This window comes from Alteromonas sp. R7 (assembly GCF_055755235.1).
This window is the reverse complement of sequence record NZ_JBVTQX010000009.1, coordinates 24,537-49,994: the sequence shown is the minus strand read 5'-3', so window position 1 is coordinate 49,994 and position 25,458 is coordinate 24,537. Positions and strand designations below refer to the sequence as shown.

The window sequence follows — 25,458 nt, the reverse complement described above, 5'->3', positions numbered from 1 at the left end:
GGTTTACAGCCCGGATTTCAGGCTGGCTTCAATAAATTTGTCCAAGTCGCCATCCAGCACGGCTTGAGTGTTGCGTGTTTCCACGCCAGTACGCAAATCTTTAATGCGGGAGTCGTCCAAAACGTAAGAGCGTATTTGGCTTCCCCAGCCGATATCAGACTTGCTGTCTTCCATCGCTTGTTTTTCAGCGTTTTGTTTTTGCAGTTCAAACTCATAAAGTTTGGCTTTTAACTGCTTCATCGCCTGATCTTTGTTTTTGTGCTGCGAGCGGTCGTTCTGACACTGCACCACAATGCCCGTAGGTTCATGGGTAATACGTACCGCTGAATCTGTTCTGTTTACGTGCTGGCCACCCGCGCCCGATGCGCGATAGGTGTCTATACGTAAATCAGACGGGTTGATTTCAATATCGATGTCGTCATCAATTTCAGGATATACAAACGCAGATGAAAACGACGTATGACGGCGGTTGCCCGAGTCAAACGGCGATTTACGTACTAAGCGGTGTACGCCTGTTTCTGTGCGTAGCCAGCCAAACGCATATTCGCCCTGAACGCGCAGCGTAGCACTTTTAATGCCCGCGACTTCACCTTCCGACACTTCAATAAGTTCCGTTTTGAAACCGTGCGCTTCGCCCCAACGCAAATACATGCGCAGCAGCATATTGGCCCAATCTTGTGCTTCTGTACCACCAGAGCCCGACTGAATATCAATATAGCAGTCGTTTTCGTCGTTAGGGCCAGAAAACATGCGGCGAAACTCAAGCACTTCTAGCTGCTCAATTAAGCCTTCAAGCTCACTTTGAGCCTCAACGAAGGTATCTTCATCTTCGGCTTCAACGGCCAATTCAACGAGACCTTCAACGTCTTCAGTTCCCTGATCGAGCTTGTGGATCGTCTCTACGATTTGCTCCAAGGCCACTTTTTCTTTGCCAAGGGCCTGCGCTCTGTCTGGCTCGTTCCAAACGTCAGGACTTTCTAACTCTCGGCTAACTTCTTCTAAACGCTCTGACTTTGCATCAAAGTCAAAGATACCCCCTAAGCGCTTCAGTGCGCTCGCGGATATCTTTTATCGCATTCATAACGGGGTTTATTTCAAACATAGTCCGCTTATTTCGTTAAAAATTTAAGACCGCGGATAGTACCGAATTTGAAGGAATTTTGATAGGGGTTGGCGCAAATATTGCGACACTGAGCTTGTGCTAATTTTCGTATGGATTTTAAGCACCTTCGTTGAAGCGAGTATTTTCACCGTTCAATGGCGCGCACATACTGTTGGGTAGGCTGTCTTAACCCATACAAATAGAGTAAACGTTTTTAAAGGCAGCCTACAGCTGCACTAGTTTGGAGCATTATTGCTTAGTGTCGCGTGCGTTTAGAGTGCGAATTGTTTGGAAAATCTTTTAGGAAAAGTATGTCGTTCAATAATTTGTCTTATGCCGTTATCGGCGTACTTCTCGGTCTTTTTGTATTGGCCTTGGGCCAACTCGTCGATTGCCAGAACCTTGCGGGGGCAACGATGGCGTTGCAGTGCCCCAACGGCACGCCCATTTCTAAATTGTGGCTTGCCACGTCAATGTTAATAGCGGGAAGCGGAATTTTCACTTGGCTATATCGCAATCGTAAATATTAACCGTAACGTGCAGAAATGACTCGGTGAGTATCAACGGTGTTAACACATCACTGCGTATAACTGTTACGTAATGAGTCTAACTGCTGACTGACGAAAGTAAGATTTAGAACGAACAACATGTTTTAAGTGCTGTTCGTTCTGGTAAAAAAGAGCCATGCTCATTTTTAATGGATTGCCCCTTTTTCCTGAGCAAAGTGTTTTTTACACACCCGCTGGAATTTCCGGCTATTTAGCAAAAGAATAATCTGTGTAGCCCTTCTGACCACCGCCAAATAACGTATCGGGGTTGTGCTCATTCAGGGGTACATTATTCGCTAGTCTGTAGGGTAAATCTGGGTTCGCCACGAAAGGTCGACCAAAACCAATCATATCTGCCCACCCTTCAGTTAGAGCTTGTTCGGCACGCTCTGTGTCGTACTTTCCGGCATAAATGAGCAGACCGCTATAGGCTTCACGAATAGCCATCTTGAATGATATTGGCATTTGCGGCGCATCATCCCAGTCGGCTTCAGCAATATGCATATAGCCAATCTTGAAACTATTAAGCATGGAAGCAATCGCAAGATATGTCTCTTCGGGATTGTCGTCGACTGTCCCGTTTAATGTTGTTAGGGGCGCCAAACGTACACCTACTTTATCAGCGCCAATTTCCTCAGACACAGCCTGCACCACTTCTTTCAAGAATCGAATACGGTTCTGTACACTTCCGCCGTATTCATCAGTTCTTGTATTACTTTGAGAATCAATAAACTGGTTAAGCAAGTAACCATTAGCCGAATGCAACTCAATGCCATCAAATCCGGCATCTACGGCATTGCGCGCCGCAACGCGATACTCTTCCACCACGGCTTTTATATCTTCAATGTTCATTTCTCGGGGCATGACCGACTCAACAAAGCCAGGGTTGCCGCCTTCATCAACAAATACTTTTACGCCTTTTGCTTGAATCGCCGATGCGCTAATTGGCTGCTGCCCCTCTGTATTTGAAGGATGGGATACGCGGCCCACGTGCCAAAGTTGCGCAAACATCACACCACCCGCTTCATGGACTTTATCTGTTACCAACTTCCAGCCATCGATTTGCGCCTTGGTATAAATACCCGGCGTCCACGCATAACCCTTACCGAGTGCCGAAATTTGTGTGCCTTCACTCACAATAAGCCCTGCACTTGCGCGCTGAGCGTAATATTCAGCCATAAGGGTGTTGGGCACATCTCCCGGCTGCGTTGAGCGGGAGCGGGTCATTGGCGGCATAACAACCCGATTGTTCAGCGTTTTTCCAGACAGCGATAGGGTTTCAAATAATTTCATAATACGATCCTTTGAACTTTATTCTTGCAATTTACACGTTTAGATAACGGTAAATATAAGGCCCTATAGCTGGCTTAGAACCCGTACTTTTAACAAAGCACTTTTGCATTTTTCACAAAAGTACCGGTGTATTTCGACGACGTTACCCCAAATTTCATGCATCTCCTCTTGACGCAGAAAAAATTAAGCTTACACTTGTGCGCTGAGTTGGCGTACAAGTGTAAGCTAAAATATTTTCATCCTTTTTGTATTTAAGATATTCCGACGAAATAAAGGTGTGATTTCTACATTGAGACTATTACTAGATAAATTCACTGATCGCATTTTTCACCATGCCTCTTGGAAGGGCTACTGGGAAGTGCTGATGCAGCAAGTTAGACCCGCGTGGCGCGATGGGTATTTCAGAGCTAGGGTCGTGACCGTAAAAAAACTGAGCACGGATATGCTCGAGGTGTTACTTATACCAGAGAGGTCTTGGCCAACGCATGTTGCAGGGCAACATATCGCATTAACCATAGAAATTAATGGCAGGCTCACCACTCGCGTGTTTACCATAGCGAGTGGTGCTAACACCCGACAAAAAGAAAAGCAGATTCGTCTTGTAACCAAGGTTAAAGCTCAGGGCGCATTAACACCTTATCTTCACTCTTGTGTGCCTAATCAATGGGTAAATATCTCAGCCCCTATGGGGGAATTTATCTGGCCGAAGGTTGAAAAGCCCCTACTTATGATAGCGGGCGGCTCGGGTATAACTCCTTTCATTGCCATGCTTGACGATGCCGTCAACAACGCGCAGCTAAACCATACACCGGTACACTTACTTTATTTTGCTAAGCCGGACGAGCATGTATTACTCAATGAATTATCAGCGTTCAGTCAGCGCTGTGAGCACTTCACCTATGATATTTTGAGCAAACAAAAAAACGGAGACGTAGAAGCGCATTTGTGTAACTTTGCCAATGCACACTGGTTAGTGTGTGGTCCACATGCCATGTTCGAGCAAGTTGAAAGTTATGCAAAAGTGATCAACGTGCCTGTTTCGAGCGAGCACTTCGCTGCGCTTCCTGTGGTGAGCAACACCAGCCTTACCGAAAACGAAACCTTTTCCTTGGTACACAACGGCCAATCTTTAACTGTCGACAATCAGCAAACCCTACTTATACAACTTCAGCAAGCAGAACAACCTGTGATTTATGGCTGTGGCATGGGAATTTGTCATCAATGCCAATGTGTTAAGAAACGGGGCGTAGTGAGAGATACCCGCACGGGTGAGCTTTCAGATAGCGCAGAGCAACTTATTCAGCTGTGTGTATCACAAGCCGTTACTGATTTGGAGATTCAACTATGAACACCAGCGTTGCAATAGACAACCAACACCGTGAAGAAGCCATCGAACAGGCGCATTCTCCGATAAGTGAAACCAAAGCTATTCGGTCAACGAGCACTAAAGAGAAACCGAACTACGAGTTACTTGCCGCACAGCTTGATGAAATTAAAGCTGACATTAAACGAAAAGTGGGTGCTGAAGATGCGGCCTATATCCGACGTATTATTCTTGTTCAGCGAATTTGCGAGTGGAGCGGACGGATACTTTTAATGTTGGGGTTCATTCAACCGCTGCTCTGGGTTGCCGGCGTATTGAGTTTAGCTACAGCAAAAATTCTCGATAATATGGAAATAGGCCACAACGTAATGCACGGCCAGTACGATTGGATGAACGACAAACACATTAATTCGAAAGGCTATGAGTGGGATATTGCCTGCGATGGTGCGAGCTGGAATCGCGTTCATAATTACGAGCATCACACGTATACCAATATTATTGGGAAAGACAGAGACTTTGGCTACGGCTTGCTTCGCCTGTCTAACGATTTTAGATGGCGTGTAAAAAACCTATGGCAGTTTGCGACTTACATCGTACTTAGTGTTTTATTTCAGTGGGGTGTGTCGTATCACGAAATGGCCGCTGAGCGGGTCTTTTTTGGAAAAAAGAAGGACAACCGTAAGAATCAGGTTACCCATAATGAACTTAAGAAACGCTTTTTTAGTAAAGGCGCACGTCAGTTAGTAAAGGATTATGTACTATTTCCTTTGTTAGCTGGGCCGTTATTTTTATGGGTATTTACCGGCAACCTTATCGCCAATTTACTACGCAATTTATGGACATCTACTATTATCTTTTGCGGCCATTTCACTGGCGACGTGGAAACGTTTAAACAAGAAGATTGTGTTAATGAAACCCGAGGGCAATGGTACTACCGACAAGCGCTGGGCTCGTCGAACATAAAGGGCGGAAACCTGTTTCACGTGCTTACTGGGCATTTAAGCTTTCAAATTGAGCACCACCTGTTTCCAGATATCCCAGCCAGACGCTACCGAGAGATGGCCCCCAAGGTAAAAGCCGTATTCGAAAAACACGGCATGCACTACAACACTGGCAGCTTTTTAAAACAATACGCCAGCGTGTTAAAACGCATTATTCGCTACTCTTTCCCTTAACCAGTTGAAACCCTAACCAGCCGGCCATAGCGCTAGCGCTGGTTAGGCACGTACCCCACGCCCAGTCAATCAACATGATAAACAAAGTAAAACCTTCAATAATGCTGTACGCCGTTAAGTTGTAGGCGCCATAACTGGCCAACCCTAGAAGCGCGCCATCGATCCCTGCATAAAGTAACGACTTATCTCTGTTCGCCACCACAGCAAGTACAAACACCACACATCCATACATGAGGTAAAAAACCACCCAAGGCCACGTGATAAATTGACTTCTAAGCAGAGGAGCCATTTCACTTTGATACCAGCCATCCGCAATAACGCCAAGCCACAAGAAGTCGAGCACACCAAAACACACAAAGATTGCAATTAACGACACGACGATGTTTTTCGCAAAGCGAATGATGTTGGAAAGCATGGAACCTATCCCTGTAAATAAGCAAATTGCGGATGCAAGTGATTTAAAATATGAATACGCAAGTGTTGCACAATAAGCGCATCACTTGAATGATAATTCAAGGTAATGCGCATGGGATGGTAATTCACTTAGCTTTTAAATACTCAGCTTTTCATTTTCGCAGCAAGTGTTGCACGCAGAGTTGCAGTTGGACGACCAAGTAGTGATGATAAGGTGCCGCTGTTATCTTGGAGCCACCCCGAGGCGGCGTAATGCTCTGAATCTGCTAATGCTGCTGCCATACCTTCAGGCAGCCCAGCTTTAATGAGTGCTTCTCTATAAGCGCTCTCATCCATGTCTAAAAAACCAATATCTTCGCCGGTAATCTCAGATATGATGGAAGCATACTCCATAAGCGTAAAGCCCGTGTCGCCAGCAAGCTCATAAATTTTACCTGCTTGATTTTGCGATGATAAAAGAACGGCCACTGCGGCGTCTGCATAATCTTGTCGGCTAGCGGTAGACAAAACTCCCTGCTTTGCAGCGCCTGCCACCGCTCCCATCTGCAGTACGCTGTCTACATTATCGGTGTAATTTTCCGTGTACCACCCATTTCGAAGAAACACGAAAGGCGCTGACACATTTTTAAAGTAAGCCTCGGTTTGTTTATGTTCTTGCGCTAACAGCAAAGGAGACGTATCTGCTTTCAACAAACTGGTATAAGCAATGAGGCTAACGTTTTGTGCCATAGCTGCATCTATTACCGCTTTGTGCTGCTCAAAGCGTTTCCCAAACTCTGTACCTGATATTAGCAACAACTTCTCAACACCCTCAAAAGCTGACTTAAGCGTTTCCGGGTTATTATAGTCGGCCTGCCGTACTACTACTCCCAACTGCTTTAATACGTGTGCGTTATCAGGGTTGCGCACTAGTGCAACAATTGTGTTTGCCTTCTCTGTATTAAGCAGTGTTTGAATAACTTTTTGACCTAATTGTCCGTTAGAGCCGGTTACTGCAATCATAATCTATCCTCTATCAATTAAATGAGTACTGGTTGAACACAGAGGTGATTATGTGCGTGAAACACTGTTATGATAAGTAGACATATGCAGAACAAATTGTCACGAATATGAGTACAATTAACTATTCACATCTTAAGGCACTCGCCATATTTGCCAGCGTAGTAGAATGTGGAAGCTTTGCGGAAGCTTCCCGCCGTTTAGGCACCAGTCGATCTAGAGTTAGCGAGCAAGTGGCAGGTTTAGAAGCATCTCTTGACGTGCGATTACTGCAAAGAACTACTCGACAGCTCATGCTTACTGACGAGGGAAATGCTGTATTTTCCCATGCGAAAAAGTGCCACGAGATTTTGCATGGTATTGATGAAGAGCTGCGTCAAACAGCGCCAAAAGGAAGAGTATCAATAACAGTCACCAACGACATTGCACACAAGTTTTTATTACCGTTGCTGCCTGAGTTCAAGCGCCGCTATCCTGAAATAGATTTACACATAGTGAGCAGTGACGATAAGCTCGACCTTATCGCTCAGAATATTGATGTAGGACTTCGAATTGGTTTGCCACGAGACGACTCGCTCGTCGGTAGGGTCTTATATCAAGAACAATTCGCCTTATATGCTAGCCCTGATTATCTCAAGAAATATGGTGAACCTAAGACTATTGCAGAACTGAATAATCATACCTGGATTTTGCTATCTCAGTTAAATTCACGAATCATGCATTACCTAATGCTGGACAACACACCAATCGACATTACACCCAAACATTACGAGCTGTGTAATTCTCCTCACCTTGTTCAAGAAATGGTCAAAGCAGGGTTGGGAATATCTACGCTGCTACCTTCAACTGTGCAAAAAGAAGTCGCATCTAACGAACTGGTACGAATTTTCCCTTCACTTGGAAGTGAAACCTTGTTGTTTACCTTGGTTTATCCTTCTCGTAAGCATGTGCCAAGCCGTACCCGAGCACTTATTGACTATCTGGTTGAGACTTGTCGCTTCGGCAATGCCGCTTCTTTTTGACGTAAAATGCATAACGTAATGAGTGTTGCTTGTAACGATACGCTCGTTATGAAGTTTGCATACCGAAATGCTTTACTTAAAACTTACACTGGGTGCTGCAACTAAAGAGGCGTTTGAATCTCAAAGTGACGTGGTTCAAATAAGCGTTAAATAAAATGAATAAAACACTATTAGTAATAACGACCTCTTTGATTGTCAGTGCGTGCGCTCATAGGCCACCACCTTTAGACATGGATGAAATATTTTTTGAAACGAAGATCAAGCAAGACGGTACCAAGCTCTTCGCCTTTAGCATTCCGTTAATGCAGCATCGTGACAGTGCCAAAGGTGGCGGTAAAGGCGGCCGTGGTCAGGGAGGCGAGCGAAGTGGTCGTGGCGGTCGCAAAGGACAGGAAAGTCGCGAAGGCTCGTCACATAGCAGCGATAGAATGACTGAGCAACTTTATACATCTCTAGATGAGAAACTGGATGAGACCGGTTACTGCCAAACGGGCTTTCTAGAAATAGATACACACCAAACCGAAGATAGGCTTCACCTATTAGGTGAGTGCAATGAAACGGCGAGCGAACTGGACAAAATCGAGTTCCCCAACGTTAATTAACCCGCGTTGTTGTGAAGCGCATTGCCGATGGCGTGCGCTTCATTCAACGTTCGTTTGCTAAACAACCTCTTAGTCAACACACAAGGTATGCTCCACAACGCCGTTAGACACATAGGCTCTACAGCCGAATAAGTCCGTACTTTCTAAACACACGCCGCGCGCCTTTTCTCCCGCTTCCATATTATTGTTTTCCATAACACAAGCCACTTCGCACTCGCTGCTGTCATTACACGCATTACCGGCATCGTTTGCTGGGAGCACACAAGCATGCGCCTGCTGTCGGCCTACTTTCTTCCAGTTACCACCGTGTTTATCGCACACTTTTTCGGACTCAATGGAATAGGCCTGCTGTACCAAAGGCAATGAGGTATCAACAACTTGCTCTAATCTTTCGACGTCTTCAACACTCGCGATTGGCTCATCAATAGGTTCTGGGGGCTGAGCGCCACAAGCAGACAAGGCTGCACACACGCCTGCTATTAACCAGATCCTAAAACGCTTCTGTGCTCTACTGCTTGCTTGTTTCATTTTTTCTCTCAATTTATTTTACTTTTTAAACCACTACTATTTAAGCCCCACATTACTTAAGACCTAATTTATTTAAGACCGCTGCTACTTATGACAACCGCTATTAGATAAGTTCTTATTTTGTCGATAAATCCTTATTTGCTTATTGCGCTATGCCTAATAAATTATCAAACCTATGAAATTTTAGTGCTACCTCGACGGGTCTCTACATACACTTCGCAAAACTAGCAGTATTTACGGACGCTTTATGACACTAAACCAAACCGAAAACATGGTCACCGCATTGCTCACTTTTAGCTTCGCAGTTCTTGGCCTAACATTTTTATTGGGTGCAAACCCCAATGCACTTATCGCTACATTTAATTTCTACTCGTTAGACACTGTGTTGAGCAAGAGTGCCCTTGGTGCTTTTTCAGGTATCGCATTGCTGTTACTACCGTTAATGACCATTGCAGCACGTTTTAGCCTTGTTTCAGCAAAAGCAGTAACAATATATGCCGCTTTTGTAACTGCCATTCCATTGCTGACGTTATTATCACCAACAAGATGGATGGCCGATTTAGGGGGCTTCCCGATTATTGGCAGCGGTCAAGGCATCATCAAGTACTTCGCAGTATTACCACTTTTCCTATTCTTGTTTTATCGCGAAAAATTTTCGCACAAGCAACTGACATACCTCAACTTTGCTCCTGTAGCCATGGTCTTATTATGGATAGGAGGCATGAAGTTTTTCGAGTTTGAAGCTAATGCGATTGTGGGGCTAGTTGAAACATCACCGTTTATGTCGTGGCTATATGCTGTGTTTAGCGTACAGGGGGCATCGAATGTATTTGGTGGGTTTGATGTCCTCTTTGCACTGCTATTGGGTGCGGGCATCTTTACTAAGAACAAGCCGATGCTCATTGCGAGCGGATTGGCTTGTTTATCGGTTTTTCTGATGACACAAACGTTTTTGTTTACTGTGCCGGATACCTTTAACAGCACGACTATCGTCAACCGCCTAGGTCAATTCGTTATTAAAGACCTTTGGTTTGTCGCTAATCTTGCTGTGGTGGCTTACTTTACGCTGTTCGAGGCAGTTTCACGAGAACGCGAAGAAGCGCAGTTGGGACAATCGCCACAGTAAGGCTTTACGGCAAAGTCAGGTTAAAGATGTTGTAGTAATTAACCACTACCCCACTTATCGTTTATTCGAAAATGGTCACTTGGTTGCGGCCATTTTCTTTTGCAGTGTAAAGTGCTTGGTCGGCATGGGTTAACATTCTGTCGTGATCTCTCGCGCCATCTGCACTTGCTACACCAATACTGATTGTGACTTTCAGCGTTTGCGCTATAAAACTGAAATCATGTGCTGCCACGATTTTTCGAACATGATCCATAGCTACCCTTGCATTTATCAAGTCATATTCGGGTAACAACACAGTAAACTCTTCGCCGCCCCACCTTGCACATTTAGCATAATGCGGAACTTCGCGATTTAATATACGGGCCACCTCAGTAATGACTTTATCCCCTACTAAGTGAGAGTACTGATCATTTACCTGTTTGAAATGGTCAATATCGATAACGGCAAGACATAGAGGAGATTGTTTCGCTTTAGCCTCTTCAAAATATTGTACAAGCCAGCGGTCGAATGCTCGTCTATTTGCAATGCCGGTGAGATCATCATGAGTTGCTTGGAACTCGAACCGCTTGGTTTGTAATTCTAGTGATCTGGTTTGTTCATCGACTCTTTGTTTTAAAATCATTTCTGATTTTTTCAAGTGATGAAAACGTACTTTATAAAGTGCATAGATAACAAAACAGAAGAAAAGAAAAACCGAGAATTTAAAAGCAAATGTCTGATAAATGCTTGGTAGCACGCGAATAGAAAATGGTGACGTAATCTCTTGCCAGGTGCCTCCAATGTAACGAGCACGTACTTTAAACTGATAACGACCAGGTGCTAAATTAGTGTATTCAGTCATTCTAAATTGATGACGGTTAACCCAATCTTGGTCATATCCTACTAACATAGCCTGATACTCTATACGCGAAGGCATAGCGAAACCCAACCCTGCATACTGAAACGCAACTCGCGTGGTTAACGGCGTTACGTCTACTTCCCTTTTATCCGTATCAAATTGCTGGTCAGCACCGTCCAGTAGTACCGCCTCTATACTTACCGGAATAGGGAATTCACTCAACATGGCAAGGTTTGCAGGCGTCACTGTGGCGAGCCCTTTCGCAGTAGGAAGCCAAACATTTCCGTCTACATCGACAATCTGAGATGGCTGTGATCCACCATTGATTTGAATACTCGCCAGGCCATTTTCTTCCTTAAAATGCTCAAATTCCAATAATGCACTTGGATGTGTCAGACACTCCTTAAGACTTGATAGTGAAGTGAGAATGACCCCTTGGTTTGAACTTAGCCATACACCGCTGTTGTGATCTATACCGATTGAAAACAGTTTATCTACGGGAAGCCCCTGCGACTTTTCGATTACACTAAGTGCCTGAGTAGCATTGTCAAAATACGCAAGTCCTCGATCGGTTGTAATCCAAGTTCCCTTTTCAACAACGCTAAAACTGAACGCGTGCTGCGCATCTGAATGTTCAGGAAACGAAACTACGTGCACAATACCCTGTTGGATAAAGGCTAGCCCTATCCCTGTAGCAATCCAGATTCGTCCTTCACGATCTTCTGCCAAGCCCATCGAAAAATGGGCAGGTAGCCCATTTTGTTCATTAAAATGGCTTAGCTTTCCATCTGGTGTTTGTTGAACTACACCTTGCGCCGTGGCATACCAAACACTGTTATCACTCGCTAAAAGAATGGCCCTTACTTCATTACTCGGTAACCCTAAATGTCTATTGAGGTACGGAGTAAGTTGGTCGTTTTCATATCGCAGTACACCTTTTGTGTAGGTGCCAACTAACGTTACCTCTTCAGTTACCGCTGCCAAACTGAGTACAGAAAAAGCTTCACCCGTAGTAAGCGATGCGCTGGAAAACGCATCATTGGAAAATATATCTAATCCAGCACTTCCACCTGATAAAAGTTTGCCATCAGACGTTTGCAAAACAGTTCGCAAAAAGTCTCCACTCATTCCTTGGCTTTGCGAGAATGTGGTAAATAGCGCACGACGCAGCCTAAACAAACCACCATTAGTGCCAATCCAGATATTTTTTTCCAAATCTTCAAGCAGTGAAAAAACACGGTTATTGGGAAGACCTGCAGTTGCATCCAGTTTTTCTAGGCCTAAGTCACTTAGACGATAAAGGCCATGATTGATGGTGCCTACCCAAATGCTATTTTGATGATCAAGCAAAATACTACTAATTGATTTGTCGGCAAGTGAGCTGTGAAGTAGCGCGAAGGTACCGTTTCTTTGCTGCCAAACACCGTGTTCCGTGCCAACTAAAACACGTTTTTTGCTATCAAGAGCGAGAGTAAATGATGGACCAGAGAGTATGTTGTGGTCGGGTACAGCTAGCTGAAATTTATCGTTTATGTATTTGAATAACCCTTGGTTTGTTGCAAACCAGATTACGCCAAATCCGTCTTCGATTATGCGGTAAGCACTCGAATTTACAATGTATTCTTTTTGCGTACCGTCAGGCGTTCTCATTGCAATCCCCGTGTCTTCCAGCGCAAACCACAACACGTTATTACTGTCTCTGAATGCATGATTAACCATTGAAGACAGGGGCGCTTGAGCATGCCACTGCTCGGCAATAAGCGACGTTATACCGCCTCGGTTTCCTGCCACAAGTAGCTCGTCGCGGGGCTTGTTGTAATACAAGCTTCGAATGCCGGAGTCTGGTAATCCTGTTTGCGCGCCGCGGGTAAATACAGTGAACTGCTGACCATTAAACCGAGCAACACCTTCCCAAGTACCCGCCCATAGATACCCATTGGACGTTTGTGCTAATGCGTGAATACTATTGTGAGGAAGCCCGTCTTTCGTTCCCCACGATTGAGGGAAATACCGGTTGAGCGGCATGAGCTGAGAAGACTCTACCGAAAAGCCATCTATGGGTATCACCCACAGCAAACACATCACAAAAGTGAGAGACACAAACTTCAATGGCTTCTCGGTACATTATTAGATAGACGATGTAATAATACCTCTATCTATTAACTAACACAAAAATTGTGGTTTTTAGTTATCTTCGGTCAACGACAAGCTAATCCAGACTAACCTGTGATCTGAGCTGGCTTCACGGTCTTTAACTAATCGATATAGGTCACTGGTTTTTGCAGGCCAGAAAACGCCAGCATCGTTCACATCGAAGCCAAATCGAGATGGCAAAACATAGTCAGCTCTGGCTCCCCAATAGGCAGTAAAGCGGTTACTAAACTCTGCACCTGACGCGCCTGCACCGCCTGCGCTTGTTGGAATGATGTCGTTATTAACTAACGGGTGCTCGGTCAACTGTTCAATCACACCCTCGCGATGTTTATCTCCAATATCCGCCGCGTTAAAATCACCAACAAGTACAAAACGCGCGTTCTCTGACAGGCTGACTTTCTCGCCATTATCATCGTAGATGTAGGCTCCTTTATCCGGAGAAAGGTAATCTGCCATAAGCCTAATTTCGTCAAAGTTGCGCTTGCCGTTGCGGTCCTCGCTCCCATCGAAATTAGGTGGTGTTGGATGCATAGCAAGTATGTGTACGGTTTTACCTCCTACTTTCACCGGCACATCCCAGTGAGACTTAGAACTCAACCTTAGCGCGGCCCACTCTTCTACGTCGTACCATGGCTTGCCCTTATCAGTACTTCCGCTCTCATCGGGAATAATAGGAACCTGTGGATGAGGCATGTGATGCCATTTAAACGTCTGAAAGGTGCGAATACCATCAACATCAATAGGGTATTTTGACAAAAGCGCCATACCATATTGCCCGGGATAAAGCCCAAAACCATATGCATCGCCACCAAAACCGTCTGCTTTGCCATTGTTATCTAAGTCGAATTTCGTGGGCTCCCCTGTGTTGACTGTGGCCACATACGTATACGGGTAATCCACAGGCTCAAGGCCGTCTTGTGAAACATTCAGGTAGTTCTTAACAAATGCTTCTACCCCTTTACGCTTATCTGCAATGTAGTCAAATTCATTCAACATCAAGATATCGGGGTTAACGCGTTGAATAATTTCAGCAATGTTTTTAACTTGGCTATGCTCACCCGTTGAAAGAACGTGTTGAAGTACCTGATCGCTTGGCTTCATACCCAACGCTTTGTAGTTAGTGGCTTCCATACTTACATTAAACGTTGCGACTTTAAGCATTTGCTCTTCTTGCGAGCTAGCCAGCGTAGATACGAATAATGCGGGTAAAAGAGCTATTGCACAGAAAAGCGCCCTATTTTTCATGTTGTTACCTGTAAGTAAAAGCGAAATGCAAAGATAGCAACTTTAGCGGCTTATCTGAACTTTTTTGTTTTATTAAAGACCGTTGTATCAACAAGACAAACATGCTCTCGCTCTTACACAAAAAAGAAATTTATTTTCACAAATGAGACCAAAGAAAGAAATATTTTTTACTATAAAGCCCTAAAGCTAAAATAATAGAATCAAATACTCGTTCTTAACTGGTATTCTATTTTTGTTTTATACAGCTAGCATTAAGCGAACTACGCTTAACGTTTCGCATTTCGGGTGAATGAGAGAAGGTTATGAAAAGCTGGGTTTCAAAAGCGATCAATATTATCAATGCAGATTATCAACGTTCGGCTGATACGCACTTAATCAAATTAGAGCAGATCGCCTTTAGAGATATTGATATCTATCTTAAAGATGAAAGCACCCATCCAACAGGCAGCCTCAAGCACCGTCTAGCCCGGTCCCTTTTTCTGTACGCCCTTTGTAATGGAAAAATTGTAGAAGGAACTACTGTGGTTGAAGCCTCGTCAGGCAGCACAGCGGTGTCTGAAGCTTATTTTGCTAAAATGATTGGCGTTCCGTTTGTTGCGGTTATGCCTAAATCTACCGCCCAAAGTAAAATCGCGCTTATTGAGCGATATGGCGGGCAGTGTCACTTTGTAGATTGCCCTACGCAAATGCACAGCGAAGCAACCAAAGTAGCTCACGAGCTTAATGGTTATTTTATGGATCAGTTCCTTTTCGCAGAGCGCGCTACAGACTGGCGAGGCAATAACAATATTGCTGAGAGTATCTTTGAGCAAATGAAAGCCGAGCCCCACCCTATTCCACACACCGTGGTTATGAGTGCAGGTACAGGTGGAACATCAGCCACCATAGGGCGTTACATTCGCTACAAAGGTCTCTCTTCTCAGCTTGTCGTGGTAGATCCAGAATTCAGTGTGTTTTTTGATAGCTTCAAAAACAACGATCATACACTTACTGCTACCCGTGGTAGCCGCATAGAAGGGATAGGACGCCCTAAAGTGGAAGCCTCTTTTCAACATGACGTTATAGATGACATGATTGCCGTTCCCGATGCCGCCAGTATTGCAACCATGCATTGGTTAAACAACACCATGGGGATTAAAGCCGGCCCATCTACCGGCACAAACCTATGGGGCGCATTAAGTATTGCTGAACAAATGAAGCAGCGAGGAGAAGTGGGATCGATCGTAACGCTTATGTGCGACAGCGGAGAGCGGTATAGTGAAACTTACTATAATGCTGGTTGGGTAGAAAAGACCATTGGCTCTTTCGCTGAATACACCACCAAACTAGAGGCCATCGGGGCCCCTGCTTAAATAGCCTGTTTCTGCTGTTTAAAGTGCTGGGGCGTTATGTATCGCGCAGCACTTTATTCAAAGCGTTTATCTCTATACATTGGCGATATACTTCTCATTGATAAAGCGCGCAAAATTATGATCAAAATAAAAAACGTTGTTAGCTGTACAGTTGCATTTGCCACAGCGTTTGCTGCACACACTACCTTTGCTACTAGTACGTCGACTGTTGAAACTGCGAACACAAGCAACACTAGTATTAACCGAGCCGCAGACGCGACCGCCAAGACTGACGTCCCTAACAACAATTACGAAAGCGTTTTTGCTAACCTCGCGCTTCATTGTATTCATCAAGAGTTTCCAAATGTAGTGAAACACATGATGAATAACGGCGATGACGTTAAGGCACCAAATCAACTATACCCTTCATTTTATGGTTGTTTAGACTGGCACTCGTCGGTTCATGGCCATTGGCTTTTAGTAAGAATGCTAAACACTGCGCAAGATGCAGTGGATAAGGATGAGATCATTGAAAAGCTCAACATCAGCTTCACGCCTAAAAATATCCAAGGTGAATTGACGAGCCTTAAGCGTGAAAACAATGCCTCATTTGAACGCCCCTATGGTCTTGCTTGGTTCCTGCAGCTAACCGCTGAACTACGTCAATCTTCCCTTCCTGAAGCAACAAAATGGCTAAATACTTTACGTCCTCTCGAGGACGAAATTGTAGCCAGAGTAAGCGCATGGTTACCCAAATTAGCTTACCCAATCCGTACGGGTGAACATAGCCAAACCGCCTTTGCTTTTGGCTTAATGTTGGATTGGGCGAAAACAGCAGGTAATAAGGAGTTTGAAGCACTGTTAACGTCCAGGGTGAAAGACTACTATCAAGACGATACACAGTGCCCTCTTGCCTACGAGCCTTCGGGACAAGATTTCTTATCACCGTGTTTGGCCGAAGCTGATTTAATGCGAAGAGTAATGTCTAAAAAGGACTATAGCCAATGGCTTTCAGCGTTCTTTCCAAGCCTCACAGCTAGAACATCAAATTGGCTAGCTCCCGCTACAGTGACTGACAAGACGGATGGTAAACTCGCTCACCTAGACGGGCTGAACATCAGCCGAGCGTGGATGATAGAAGGCATAATGCAAGCTTTGCCTGAAGGTGACAAACGCTTACCTGTGCTTAAGAAAGCATTAAGTTCACATCGTGAGGCCGGGCTCAACGCGGTGTTTGGTGACATGCACTATATGGGCAGCCATTGGCTTGGCAGCTTTGCCAGCTACTTAGAAACACAGCGCGGTTTGAATTAACTTATATCCTACTAAAGTGTGAGATGAATGAGCACTAAAGTGCTATTCGTCTCACACGCCTACCGTGGCATGCTCATTCTATGGTGATATGAATAAAGCGCAGCTATGGAAATTTTACTTGTTGATGATCACGCAATAGTGAGAGAAGGCTTTTCTACACTGTTATCTTCGGTACTCGAAGGCGCTGTCGTCACCAATGCAAAAAATGCGCAGCAAGCCACAAATGCACTTCGTGCCAACCACTTCGACCTCATTATTTTAGACATTAATTTAGGAACCACCAGCGGACTCACGCTAGCAGAATATATTGTTCAGCGCTGGAAGCACGCAAAAGTACTTATGTTCAGCATGTTCGATGATATTTCCATCATCGATAGAGCTATGAAACTAGGGGCAATGGGGTATGTTAGTAAACAAAGTGAACCTGATGTACTGATAAGCGCGGTGACATCTATCATTAAAGGCCGCCGTTATTTAGAACACAATACTGCCATTGAGCTCGCTACATTCAACCTGTCACATTCTGGAGGCAACTTAACAGATCTGACACAAAGAGAGTTGGATATATTCCTTGGTATAGCGAACGGGCTTTGCCGAAAACAGGTCGCTGAAAGCCTCAACATTTCTGAAAAGACGGTCTCAAACGTTATCACCCAGCTCAAGCGAAAACTTGAGCTACAGACAAATGCCGAGTTTGTTCACCTTGCCATAAAGCAGGGTTATATCAAAATTGCCAGCTAAACAAGCGCCACTAAACAAGGTCGGGAAAACTTCCCTGTACTTTCGTATCTTTTTTATACCTCTTTGGTACTGACTTTGTCTCATGATAAAGATATCTCATGTAAATCAACATATTAGCGTTTTTGTTACACTTCAATCTAAGGGAATTTTTCCCGCATTTTGAAGGACGGAATCCGTTTATCAGGGCCTCTACTTAGTTACATACTGTTAACACAACATCAAGGTAACAGTGGAAATAAAACTATGGCTAAGTTCTATTCAAAGGCTTCATTGGCCTTAAGCGTAATTATTGGTTTAGGTACGAGTTCACATTTATATGCGGACGATGGCGTGACATGGGCAGACATTGAAAATGATGCCAAGACGCCTAAGAACGTGCTGATGTATGGTATGGGTCCTGAAGCTCAGCGTTACAGCGGACTTGATCAAATCAACAAAGAAAATGTACACATGCTATCTCCGGCTTGGGTGATGAGTTTTGGTGATGAAAAGCAACGGGGTCAAGAGTCCCAGGCAATCGTGTACGACGGTATTGTCTATGTAACCGGTAGCTACTCCCGTATCTACGCCTATGAAGCAAAAACAGGTAAGAAGTTGTGGGACTACGCCCACCGCCTTCCAGAAGGTATTCGACCGTGTTGTGACGTGGTAAATCGCGGCGCAGCAATTTATGGTGACTTAGTCTTTTTCGGTACGCTGGATGCTGGCGTTGTTGCCCTTGACCGGCTAACGGGCAAAGTAAAATGGAAGAAGCGCTTTGAAGACTATCGTGCAGGCTACACCATGACGGGGGCACCTACGATTGTTAAAGACCAAAAGTCAGGAAAGGTCATGCTTATTCACGGTTCATCAGGTGATGAGTTTGGTGTTGTAGGAAAACTGTTTGCACGCGATCCTGAAACCGGTGAAGAGATTTGGATGCGTCCATTTGTTGAAGGGCACATGGGCAGATTAAATGGAAAAGACAGCACACCCACGGGTGGTTCATACGAAGTGACAACGTGGCCAAAGGATGAAAACGGCGAAATGGTTGAGGCTTGGCACCACGGTGGTGGCGCACCATGGCAGAGTGCAAGCTTCGATGTTGAAACTAACACTATCATCATAGGTGCAGGTAACCCCGCTCCTTGGAATACATGGAAACGCACCGCCAAAGGTGGCGATCCGCGAGATTGGGATAACCTTTATACTTCCGGACAAGTGGGTGTAGATGCAACCACTGGTGAGGTTAAATGGTTCTATCAACATACACCTAACGACGCATGGGATTTCTCTGGCAACAATGAACTTGTTCTATTCGACTATTACGATAATGGAAAGCTCATAAAAGCGACGGCTCATGCAGACAGAAATGGCTTTTTCTATGTAGTTAACAGACAAAACGGTGAATTCATCAGAGGCTTTCCCTTTGTAGATAATATTACGTGGGCCACACATATAGACCCTGACACGGGTCGCCCAGTTGAAGTAGACGGACAGCGCCCGCCACTGCCTGAGCCGGGTGAAAAACGAGGAAAGTCAATAGAGGTATCGCCTCCATTCTTGGGCGGAAAGAACTGGAACCCGATGGCCTACAGCCAGAATACCGGCTGGTTCTATATGGGCGCAAACCACTGGAAAGAAGACTACTGGACGGAAGAAGTGACCTATAAAAAAGGTGCCGCTTACCTAGGACAGGGTTTTAGAATTAAGCGCATGTATGACGACCACGTGGGCGTACTTCGTGCCGTAGACCCCATTTCAGGTGAAATTAAATGGACGCACAAAGAGAAACTTCCTATGTGGGCTGGGGTACTGGCGACGAAAGGCGGACTCATTATTACCGGAACGGGCGATGGCTATGTCAAAGCTTTCGATGAGGAAACCGGTGAAGAACTTTGGAAGTTCCAAACGGGCTCGGGCATCATTTCATGCCCTATCACCTGGGAAGAGGATGGTGAGCAATACATCGGCTTAGCGTCAGGGTATGGTGGTGCAGTACCTCTATGGGGAGGAGATATGGCTGAACTCACCAAACCTGTCGCGCAAGGTGGTTCGTTCTGGGTATTTAAACTTCCTAATCACAATAAAAAGCAAAACGTAGCTAAACAATAGCTTTACCTTTGCAACAAACCCAACCGAGAGGCGGTGAAAACGCCTCTCGGCATTAAGGAGCTCTTATGCGCTTACGTTTTCAAGCAACCAAACAACTCACCATATTATTAGTTGTCCTACATTCAGCAACTGCCAGTGCCATTCCCGATTTCGAAGATGACGTGAAAATTATCAACGGATGTGAAATAAAACCAAAGACAGTGTGTAGCGATACAGACTTAAGCGGTGCTGATTTGAGCCATGCAAATTTGCACGGGGCAGTATTCACCAACGTTAACTTCAACAAAACAGATTTAAGGCACGCCAACTTAAGCTATGCGACGTTTAAGAAAAGTAACCTAGATCACGCTGATTTAGCTACCGCCAATTTAAAACACGCAGATTTACGCAGCTCAAGAGTTCGCAACGCTAACTTAGAAGGCGTAGATGGCTGGGCGCTTTTCGGTCAAGGGGTTGATTTTACTAACTCTAACTTTTCAGGTGCTAACCTGGACCAAGCGCGTTTATCAGGTGCGACAATGGTAAACACCAACTTACGTGCCGCACGCTTAGAGCGGGTTTGGATGAACAAAGCAAACTTTGAAGGTGCTTCACTGATTAACGCCAATATTCAGGAAGCAAAACTGAACGATGCAAGTTTGTATCGAGCGAACCTAACCGGCACGCGCATCCACTACGCAACATTTCAGGGCACTTTCATGGACGAATGTATAAACTGTCCTATTAACTGGTAACTGTGATTGGGTGGAAAGAAAACATTGAGCCGTTCGATGTAGCCAGCGCCCATTACCTTCACTAACACCCATTCATACTTACTTTCTTAACATCCCCACTTTTGCTCCCATTCATCTAAAAGAGGGGGACATTCAGAGAAAAGCGTTGGGTAGTTCTCATACTTTTGCATTGAAGACTTATACACTGGTTGACTAACTTGATAGTAGCTCGGTGTTTGGAACAAAGGCGAACTATTACTTTCTAAGGTCTTAGTCTCCCCTTCTGTCAGCCCTGAAAACTGATATATGGATGCTATAGAAGATTCAGGGTCAGCAACAACATCTTCATATTTAATGCTTATTGCTCTGTCCCTTAAGATTGGTTCCATTTTTTCCCAGCACGTGAAGACTTTATTATAAGCCTCAGCGAATTGCTCAACGGTGTACAAGTTTATTTCCTCGAACTGTAAACAACTCAACGCAACTGCCTTCGGGTTACGTAGGCAACAAAGTACTTTTGCGTTAGGAAATAAGGTCAACATTGCAGGTAAATAAGGGAAGTTAAGCGGCATCTTATCTACGATGAGTTTATTGCTGTCAACACTAGGAGAATAAGCCGTTAAATGCTCAAGATAGTCATTTGCCAAAGCGTCTAGTTCACTTTGGTTTGTCCGCTTTATATCACCCGTCTCAGGGTCAACAATCTCGCGTTCAACCATCTGGTTATAAAAGGTTTCGACAGCATCTGTTTCTTCTAATAACTCAACATTCGCATTTTTAAGTAACAAACTTTCTATCAATGTCGTTCCCGAACGAGGAAATCCAACAATAAAGAGAATGTTTGTGCTGTTACTTGACGTGTTAACGATAGGAGAAGGTGATACATCAAAACCATTGAGCATGACGCCAGAGGACAAATCTGCGAATTTACTGGAATGAAGGTTATTCACGTTATGTGCGATAAACCTGATGACCTCTTCGGCATCGCTAAAACGCTTGAGCTTTTCAAGGGTTCTAATCTTCTGGTAAAGATGAGGAAGGCTTTTGGGTTGTTTTACTAAGAAGTGCTCGTTAATTCGCAGCCCCTCTTCAAACTCTCCTTTTGCGAAGGCCAACAGCGAACGTTTTAACTCGTGTTGCTCCTTGTCGCCCTCAGCTTGAATTAATTGAATTTTGCCAAGAAACTTCTCAGCTTCAGCTAGCTCACGCCTGTTTTCGTTAATATTAAAGGCCAGCTCTAGTAACTGAATGTTATCGGTGTTTTCAAACTTTCTATTGAGGACATCAAGGTTGTCTTTAGTGGCATTGAGTAGCCAAGAAACATAGTCTAAGTACGTCAGTAACTCTTCTTTATCCGATGAATCAGCGAGGGAAAGTGATTTTTCAAGATGACGCTTTGCATGAACGTAACGCTTCGACTCCAATGCTGACAACGCCAAAAAATAGTGGATCGAATAAGAATCTGAGTACGTTGAACTTAGCATATTACTCTGCTTAGCTAATTCTCCTCTCGAATGAATTCTGTAACATGCTTCTGTATACAGTTCAGCGCTAAGTTTATCGCTTAGATGAAGACCCTCTCTTTTAATATGCGCGACCAACTGAGACCATTTTTCCTGCTGATAAAGACACTTACTCAGGCTTTGTCCGTACTGAATATTTTTAGGATTTTTTGCTATTGCTTTTTCATATACTAACTGTGCTTCTTCATATCGGCCAAGCTCAGACATTAAATTTCCAAGTGCATGAAAAGCAACGTGGTAGTTTGGGTTAATTGCTATCGCTTTTGAAAGCTGCTTTTGTGCGTCATCAAACCGCTCAGCTTCTTTTAGCAATAGACCATAATTATACGCCACATCAGTGTTTTGAGGATAATCAGACTGAAGGCTTTCAAATATTTCAAACGACGTAGCAAATTCAGCAACCTTTCCTAGTGCCGTAGCATATACCATTTTTGCCATTGGATGCTGCTCATAGACAGGAGAAAGCGTCGATATGACTCGGCTAAATTCACCGGCACCGAACGCCTGCATTGCTTGATTTATTATTTCTTGAGTAAGTTTCATGAATATTTTATTTTTGGAGATATGTGCGTCTGTAGCAGATTTTGCAGTAATGATTTGTCTATAGTAACACGCTAAAAGTTGAATTTAAGCACCCTCAACTAACCGTGCACAAAACTAAAACCTCGAACATTCACCGAAGACTAGCCACGTGTAGATACTGCAATTACAAGGTGGCCAGTCTTTATTTAGTAGGCTTCAAATTTGATTACCTACTTTCAGCTATTTTACTTTGGCGGCAAGCTCGGCAGTTTCTTTACCCAAATTTTTAAGCTGCTTAATCGTCTTTTCATCCGTAATTGCGCCATCTTCCATAAGCGTATTTACCTTCGCAATAGCCTTTTGGTTCGGCAGCACCATAGTACCTAGATTTTCAAGTAACATTCTCAGTACCACCAGCACGCGCATGCCGCCTAGCCCACCAGCAGACGCAGCCATAATTCCAGCCACCTTACCGCGATATGCTTGTAATGGCTTTTCGCCTTCCCCCATGCGCGATGCCCAGTCGATGGCATTCTTTAGCAGTGCGGGATAGCTTGAGTTGTATTCTGGTGAAGCAATAAGAAAACCATCATGGCTCATTAGCAATTCTTTGAACGCCTGTGCTTTTTCAGGCATACCAAACTCGGCTTCCTCATCTTCATTAAACAACGGCATTTGAAAGTCAGCGAGGTCTATAACGGTAACCTCTGCGCCAGCTTCACGTGCGCCCTCTGCGGCAACTTTCATAATAGCTTGGTTGAATGAACCTTTACGGGTACTACCTGCAAATGCAAGGATCTTAGTCATTTGAGTTTCCTGTCGTTAATTTAAGTAGTGTTCTAATTGTCTGATTTATAGGAAGCTATCGCCCTTTTGGTTCTAATCGAAATGTAATACCACTGTACCTGCGGTTACTCGCCGCGATTACGAACATTTAAAATCTCGCTGAGTACGCAATAATCTATGCCCACTGGTATAAGGATCACGATTAGCGCAAACGAGCGTTGTAGGGTTGACGCTTATGTTTCGCATAAAAAAAGGCTGACAATCAATGTCAGCCTCTTTGTTATCAATATGTATGTTGTACCGCGAACACTACATTTTTTCTAGTGTTTCGATGCCAAGTAGGGTTAATCCTTGCTCTAGCGTCTTGGCAACCAGAGCTGACAACGCTAGACGGCTATCGCGTACGGCTGGCTCAATACCGTCTTTTAACATCGGGCACGCTTCGTAGAATGACATAAATGCTGAAGCCACATCATAGAGGTAAGTACACAGTACATGAGGCGTGGCTTCACGAGATACTGTACCAATCACCTCTTCAAACTGCATAAGTAATACAGCTAGCGCGTGCTCTTGTTTCTCAGCAATATTGATATCTACTGGCATGGTGGCCATATCCACACCCGCTTTTCTGAACAAGCTTTTCACACGGGTATAAGCATACTGAAGGTAAGGCGCGGTGTTACCTTCAAAGCTTAGCATGGAGTCCCAGTTAAACATGTAATCAGTTGTGCGGTTTTTAGATAGGTCAGCGTATTTCACAGCGCCAATACCCACCTTGTGAGCGACTTCTTTAAGCTCGTCTTCGCTTAAATCGTTGTCGCGCTCGGCGATAAGTTTGCCCGCACGCTCAACGGCTTCATCAAGCAATTCGACCAGTTTAACTGTACCGCCAGTACGCGTTTTAAATGGCTTACCGTCACTGCCTAGCATCATTCCAAATGGGCAATGCTCGTAAGTTTGCTCTTCTTTCATAAAGCCCGCTTTACGGCCCACAATTTCAGTTTGCTTGAAGTGCAGTGCTTGGCGAGCATCGGTAAGAATCAGCGTACGGTCAGCGTTTAACTTGCCGCTGCGATAGCGCATTGCCGCAAGGTCTGTCGTTGCGTATAAATAGCCGCCACCCGACTTTTGAACGATGTAAACCGCAGGGTTACCTTCTTTATCAGCAAGCTCAGGTATAAACACCACCTGCGCACCTTGGTCTTCTACTGCAAGGCCTTTCGCTTTAAGGTCACTGATTACGTTGGCTAAATCGTCGTTGTAAGCCGACTCACCCATAATATCTTTACGGGTCAGGCTTACGTTTAGCTTGTCGTACACTTCTTCTGAGTGGGCAATAGACACGTCAATGAACTTTTCCCATAGCGCCAGACACTGAGCGTCACCGCCCTGCAGCTTAACTACGTATTCGCGGGCGCGGTCGGCAAAACCTTCTTCTTCGTCAAAGCGTACTTTGGCTTCGCGGTAAAAGTCTTCAAGATCAGAGAGTGCAGTTTCAGCCACTTCATCTTGTAGCTTGTCTGAAAGGTGCGCAAGCAACATGCCGAACTGTGTGCCCCAGTCGCCCATGTGATTTTGACGAATAACGTTGTGGCCCAAGAACTCAAGCACTTTAACCACAGCATCGCCGATGATAGTAGTACGCAGGTGGCCCACGTGCATTTCTTTGGCCAGGTTAGGCGATGAGTAATCAACAACAATGTTTTGTTCTTTTGACTTAGCAATACCTAAACGTGGGTCGGTTAGCGACAACTCACACTGATTAGACAGCCATTCGTCATTTAAATGAACGTTGATAAAACCAGGGCCCGCCACTTCTAGCTTGCTGGCAATATCGTCGAGCTTTACAGTCTCAACAATTTTCTCTGCAATATCGCGCGGCTTTTGCTTAAGCTGCTTGGCTAGCGCCATCGCGCCGTTAAACTGATATTCACCAAATTCAGGTCGAGCGCTGCGCGAAACTGGCACTGGCGCATTTTCTACGCCCATTTCTTGTAGAGCTTCAGTGAAACGGTTAACTAATAGTGCATGTATATTCATAATATATTGTGTCTTTGTTTAATC

General features: G+C 44.6%; 21 protein-coding genes. 11 read left to right on the top strand and 10 right to left on the bottom strand.

The window, feature by feature from the left end; translation table 11 throughout:
* Positions 1-3: 3 nt before the first annotated feature.
* A protein-coding gene (gene prfB / locus AC0J2X_RS14830; protein ID WP_101563798.1) for a peptide chain release factor 2 occupies positions 4-1,102 on the bottom strand; the annotation gives its coding sequence in 2 pieces (ribosomal slippage) (positions 4-1,026 and positions 1,028-1,102; 1,098 coding nt in all).
* Between the two features lie 311 nt (positions 1,103-1,413).
* Here prfB and AC0J2X_RS14825 point away from each other — a divergent pair.
* Entirely contained in the window at positions 1,414-1,632 is a 219-nt protein-coding gene (locus tag AC0J2X_RS14825; protein WP_014948746.1) for a hypothetical protein, read from the top strand.
* Between the two features lie 225 nt (positions 1,633-1,857).
* On the opposite strand, the gene AC0J2X_RS14820 is transcribed toward AC0J2X_RS14825, so the two are convergent.
* On the bottom strand, positions 1,858-2,943 hold the full coding sequence (locus tag AC0J2X_RS14820; RefSeq protein ID WP_472996175.1) for an alkene reductase: 1,086 nt from the start codon (positions 2,941-2,943) through the stop codon (positions 1,858-1,860).
* Positions 2,944-3,232: 289 nt separating this feature from the next.
* On the opposite strand from AC0J2X_RS14820, the gene AC0J2X_RS14815 reads away from it, so the two are divergent.
* Positions 3,233-4,291: a flavin reductase family protein gene (locus AC0J2X_RS14815; protein ID WP_472996174.1), complete on the top strand. Its 1,059-nt coding sequence runs from the start codon at positions 3,233-3,235 to the stop codon at positions 4,289-4,291.
* Positions 4,288-5,442 (top strand): acyl-CoA desaturase, encoded by a 1,155-nt coding sequence (locus AC0J2X_RS14810; RefSeq protein WP_283614613.1) that lies wholly within the window; start codon positions 4,288-4,290, stop codon positions 5,440-5,442. The genes AC0J2X_RS14815 and AC0J2X_RS14810 overlap by 4 nt, the downstream gene beginning before the upstream one ends.
* Here the strand turns inward: AC0J2X_RS14810 and AC0J2X_RS14805 are convergent.
* Both AC0J2X_RS14805 and AC0J2X_RS14800 read right to left on the bottom strand, forming a co-directional pair.
* The gene (locus tag AC0J2X_RS14805; RefSeq protein WP_014948742.1) at positions 5,420-5,857 is read right to left on the bottom strand and encodes a DUF2177 family protein; all 438 of its coding nucleotides are present in this window, start codon (positions 5,855-5,857) and stop codon (positions 5,420-5,422) included. The genes AC0J2X_RS14810 and AC0J2X_RS14805 overlap by 23 nt on opposite strands.
* 143 nt (positions 5,858-6,000) lie before the next feature.
* Entirely contained in the window at positions 6,001-6,858 is an 858-nt protein-coding gene (locus AC0J2X_RS14800) for an SDR family oxidoreductase (RefSeq protein ID WP_472996173.1), read from the bottom strand.
* 107 nt (positions 6,859-6,965) lie between these two features.
* On the opposite strand from AC0J2X_RS14800, the gene AC0J2X_RS14795 reads away from it, so the two are divergent.
* Together AC0J2X_RS14795 and AC0J2X_RS14790 are read left to right on the top strand one after the other, a co-directional pair.
* On the top strand, positions 6,966-7,877 hold the full coding sequence (locus tag AC0J2X_RS14795) for a LysR family transcriptional regulator (protein ID WP_472996172.1): 912 nt from the start codon (positions 6,966-6,968) through the stop codon (positions 7,875-7,877).
* A 230-nt stretch (positions 7,878-8,107) separates the two neighbouring features.
* Complete coding sequence (locus AC0J2X_RS14790; RefSeq protein ID WP_014948739.1) at positions 8,108-8,479, top strand: hypothetical protein; 372 nt, start codon at positions 8,108-8,110, stop codon at positions 8,477-8,479.
* 69 nt (positions 8,480-8,548) lie between these two features.
* Here the strand turns inward: AC0J2X_RS14790 and AC0J2X_RS14785 are convergent, their stop codons facing one another.
* On the bottom strand, positions 8,549-9,007 hold the full coding sequence (locus AC0J2X_RS14785) for a hypothetical protein (RefSeq protein WP_472996171.1): 459 nt from the start codon (positions 9,005-9,007) through the stop codon (positions 8,549-8,551).
* Between the two features lie 247 nt (positions 9,008-9,254).
* Between AC0J2X_RS14785 and AC0J2X_RS14780 the strand changes: the two genes are divergently transcribed.
* Positions 9,255-10,133, top strand: a complete 879-nt coding sequence (locus AC0J2X_RS14780) for a DUF417 family protein (RefSeq protein WP_338853249.1) — start codon at positions 9,255-9,257, stop codon at positions 10,131-10,133.
* A 61-nt stretch (positions 10,134-10,194) separates the two neighbouring features.
* On the opposite strand, the gene AC0J2X_RS14775 is transcribed toward AC0J2X_RS14780, so the two are convergent.
* The gene (locus AC0J2X_RS14775) at positions 10,195-13,053 is read right to left on the bottom strand and encodes a ligand-binding sensor domain-containing diguanylate cyclase (RefSeq protein WP_472996186.1); all 2,859 of its coding nucleotides are present in this window, start codon (positions 13,051-13,053) and stop codon (positions 10,195-10,197) included.
* Positions 13,054-13,155: 102 nt separating this feature from the next.
* Entirely contained in the window at positions 13,156-14,370 is a 1,215-nt protein-coding gene (locus AC0J2X_RS14770; RefSeq protein ID WP_472996170.1) for an endonuclease/exonuclease/phosphatase family protein, read from the bottom strand.
* A gap of 302 nt (positions 14,371-14,672) precedes the next feature.
* Between AC0J2X_RS14770 and AC0J2X_RS14765 the strand changes: the two genes are divergently transcribed.
* From AC0J2X_RS14765 to AC0J2X_RS14745, 5 genes are all read left to right on the top strand, one after another.
* Complete coding sequence (locus AC0J2X_RS14765; protein ID WP_014948734.1) at positions 14,673-15,722, top strand: PLP-dependent cysteine synthase family protein; 1,050 nt, start codon at positions 14,673-14,675, stop codon at positions 15,720-15,722.
* A gap of 36 nt (positions 15,723-15,758) precedes the next feature.
* Positions 15,759-17,015, top strand: coding sequence for a DUF2891 domain-containing protein (locus AC0J2X_RS14760; RefSeq protein ID WP_472996169.1), 1,257 nt, complete (start codon positions 15,759-15,761; stop codon positions 17,013-17,015).
* 105 nt (positions 17,016-17,120) lie between these two features.
* Positions 17,121-17,756 carry a response regulator transcription factor gene (locus AC0J2X_RS14755; protein WP_472996168.1) on the top strand — a complete coding sequence of 212 codons (636 nt, stop codon included), beginning with the start codon at positions 17,121-17,123 and terminating at the stop codon, positions 17,754-17,756.
* A gap of 243 nt (positions 17,757-17,999) precedes the next feature.
* Positions 18,000-19,850 carry a methanol/ethanol family PQQ-dependent dehydrogenase gene (locus tag AC0J2X_RS14750; RefSeq protein WP_472996167.1) on the top strand — a complete coding sequence of 617 codons (1,851 nt, stop codon included), beginning with the start codon at positions 18,000-18,002 and terminating at the stop codon, positions 19,848-19,850.
* A gap of 65 nt (positions 19,851-19,915) precedes the next feature.
* Positions 19,916-20,584 (top strand): pentapeptide repeat-containing protein, encoded by a 669-nt coding sequence (locus AC0J2X_RS14745; protein ID WP_069943933.1) that lies wholly within the window; start codon positions 19,916-19,918, stop codon positions 20,582-20,584.
* An 86-nt stretch (positions 20,585-20,670) separates the two neighbouring features.
* On the opposite strand, the gene AC0J2X_RS14740 is transcribed toward AC0J2X_RS14745, so the two are convergent.
* From AC0J2X_RS14740 to argS, 3 genes are all read right to left on the bottom strand, one after another.
* Positions 20,671-22,629 (bottom strand): tetratricopeptide repeat-containing sulfotransferase family protein, encoded by a 1,959-nt coding sequence (locus AC0J2X_RS14740; protein ID WP_061485118.1) that lies wholly within the window; start codon positions 22,627-22,629, stop codon positions 20,671-20,673.
* A gap of 219 nt (positions 22,630-22,848) precedes the next feature.
* Entirely contained in the window at positions 22,849-23,415 is a 567-nt protein-coding gene (locus AC0J2X_RS14735) for an NADPH-dependent FMN reductase (protein WP_014975958.1), read from the bottom strand.
* A 288-nt stretch (positions 23,416-23,703) separates the two neighbouring features.
* Complete coding sequence (argS, locus tag AC0J2X_RS14730) at positions 23,704-25,434, bottom strand: arginine--tRNA ligase (RefSeq protein WP_014948727.1); 1,731 nt, start codon at positions 25,432-25,434, stop codon at positions 23,704-23,706.
* Between the last annotated feature and the right edge of the window lie 24 nt (positions 25,435-25,458).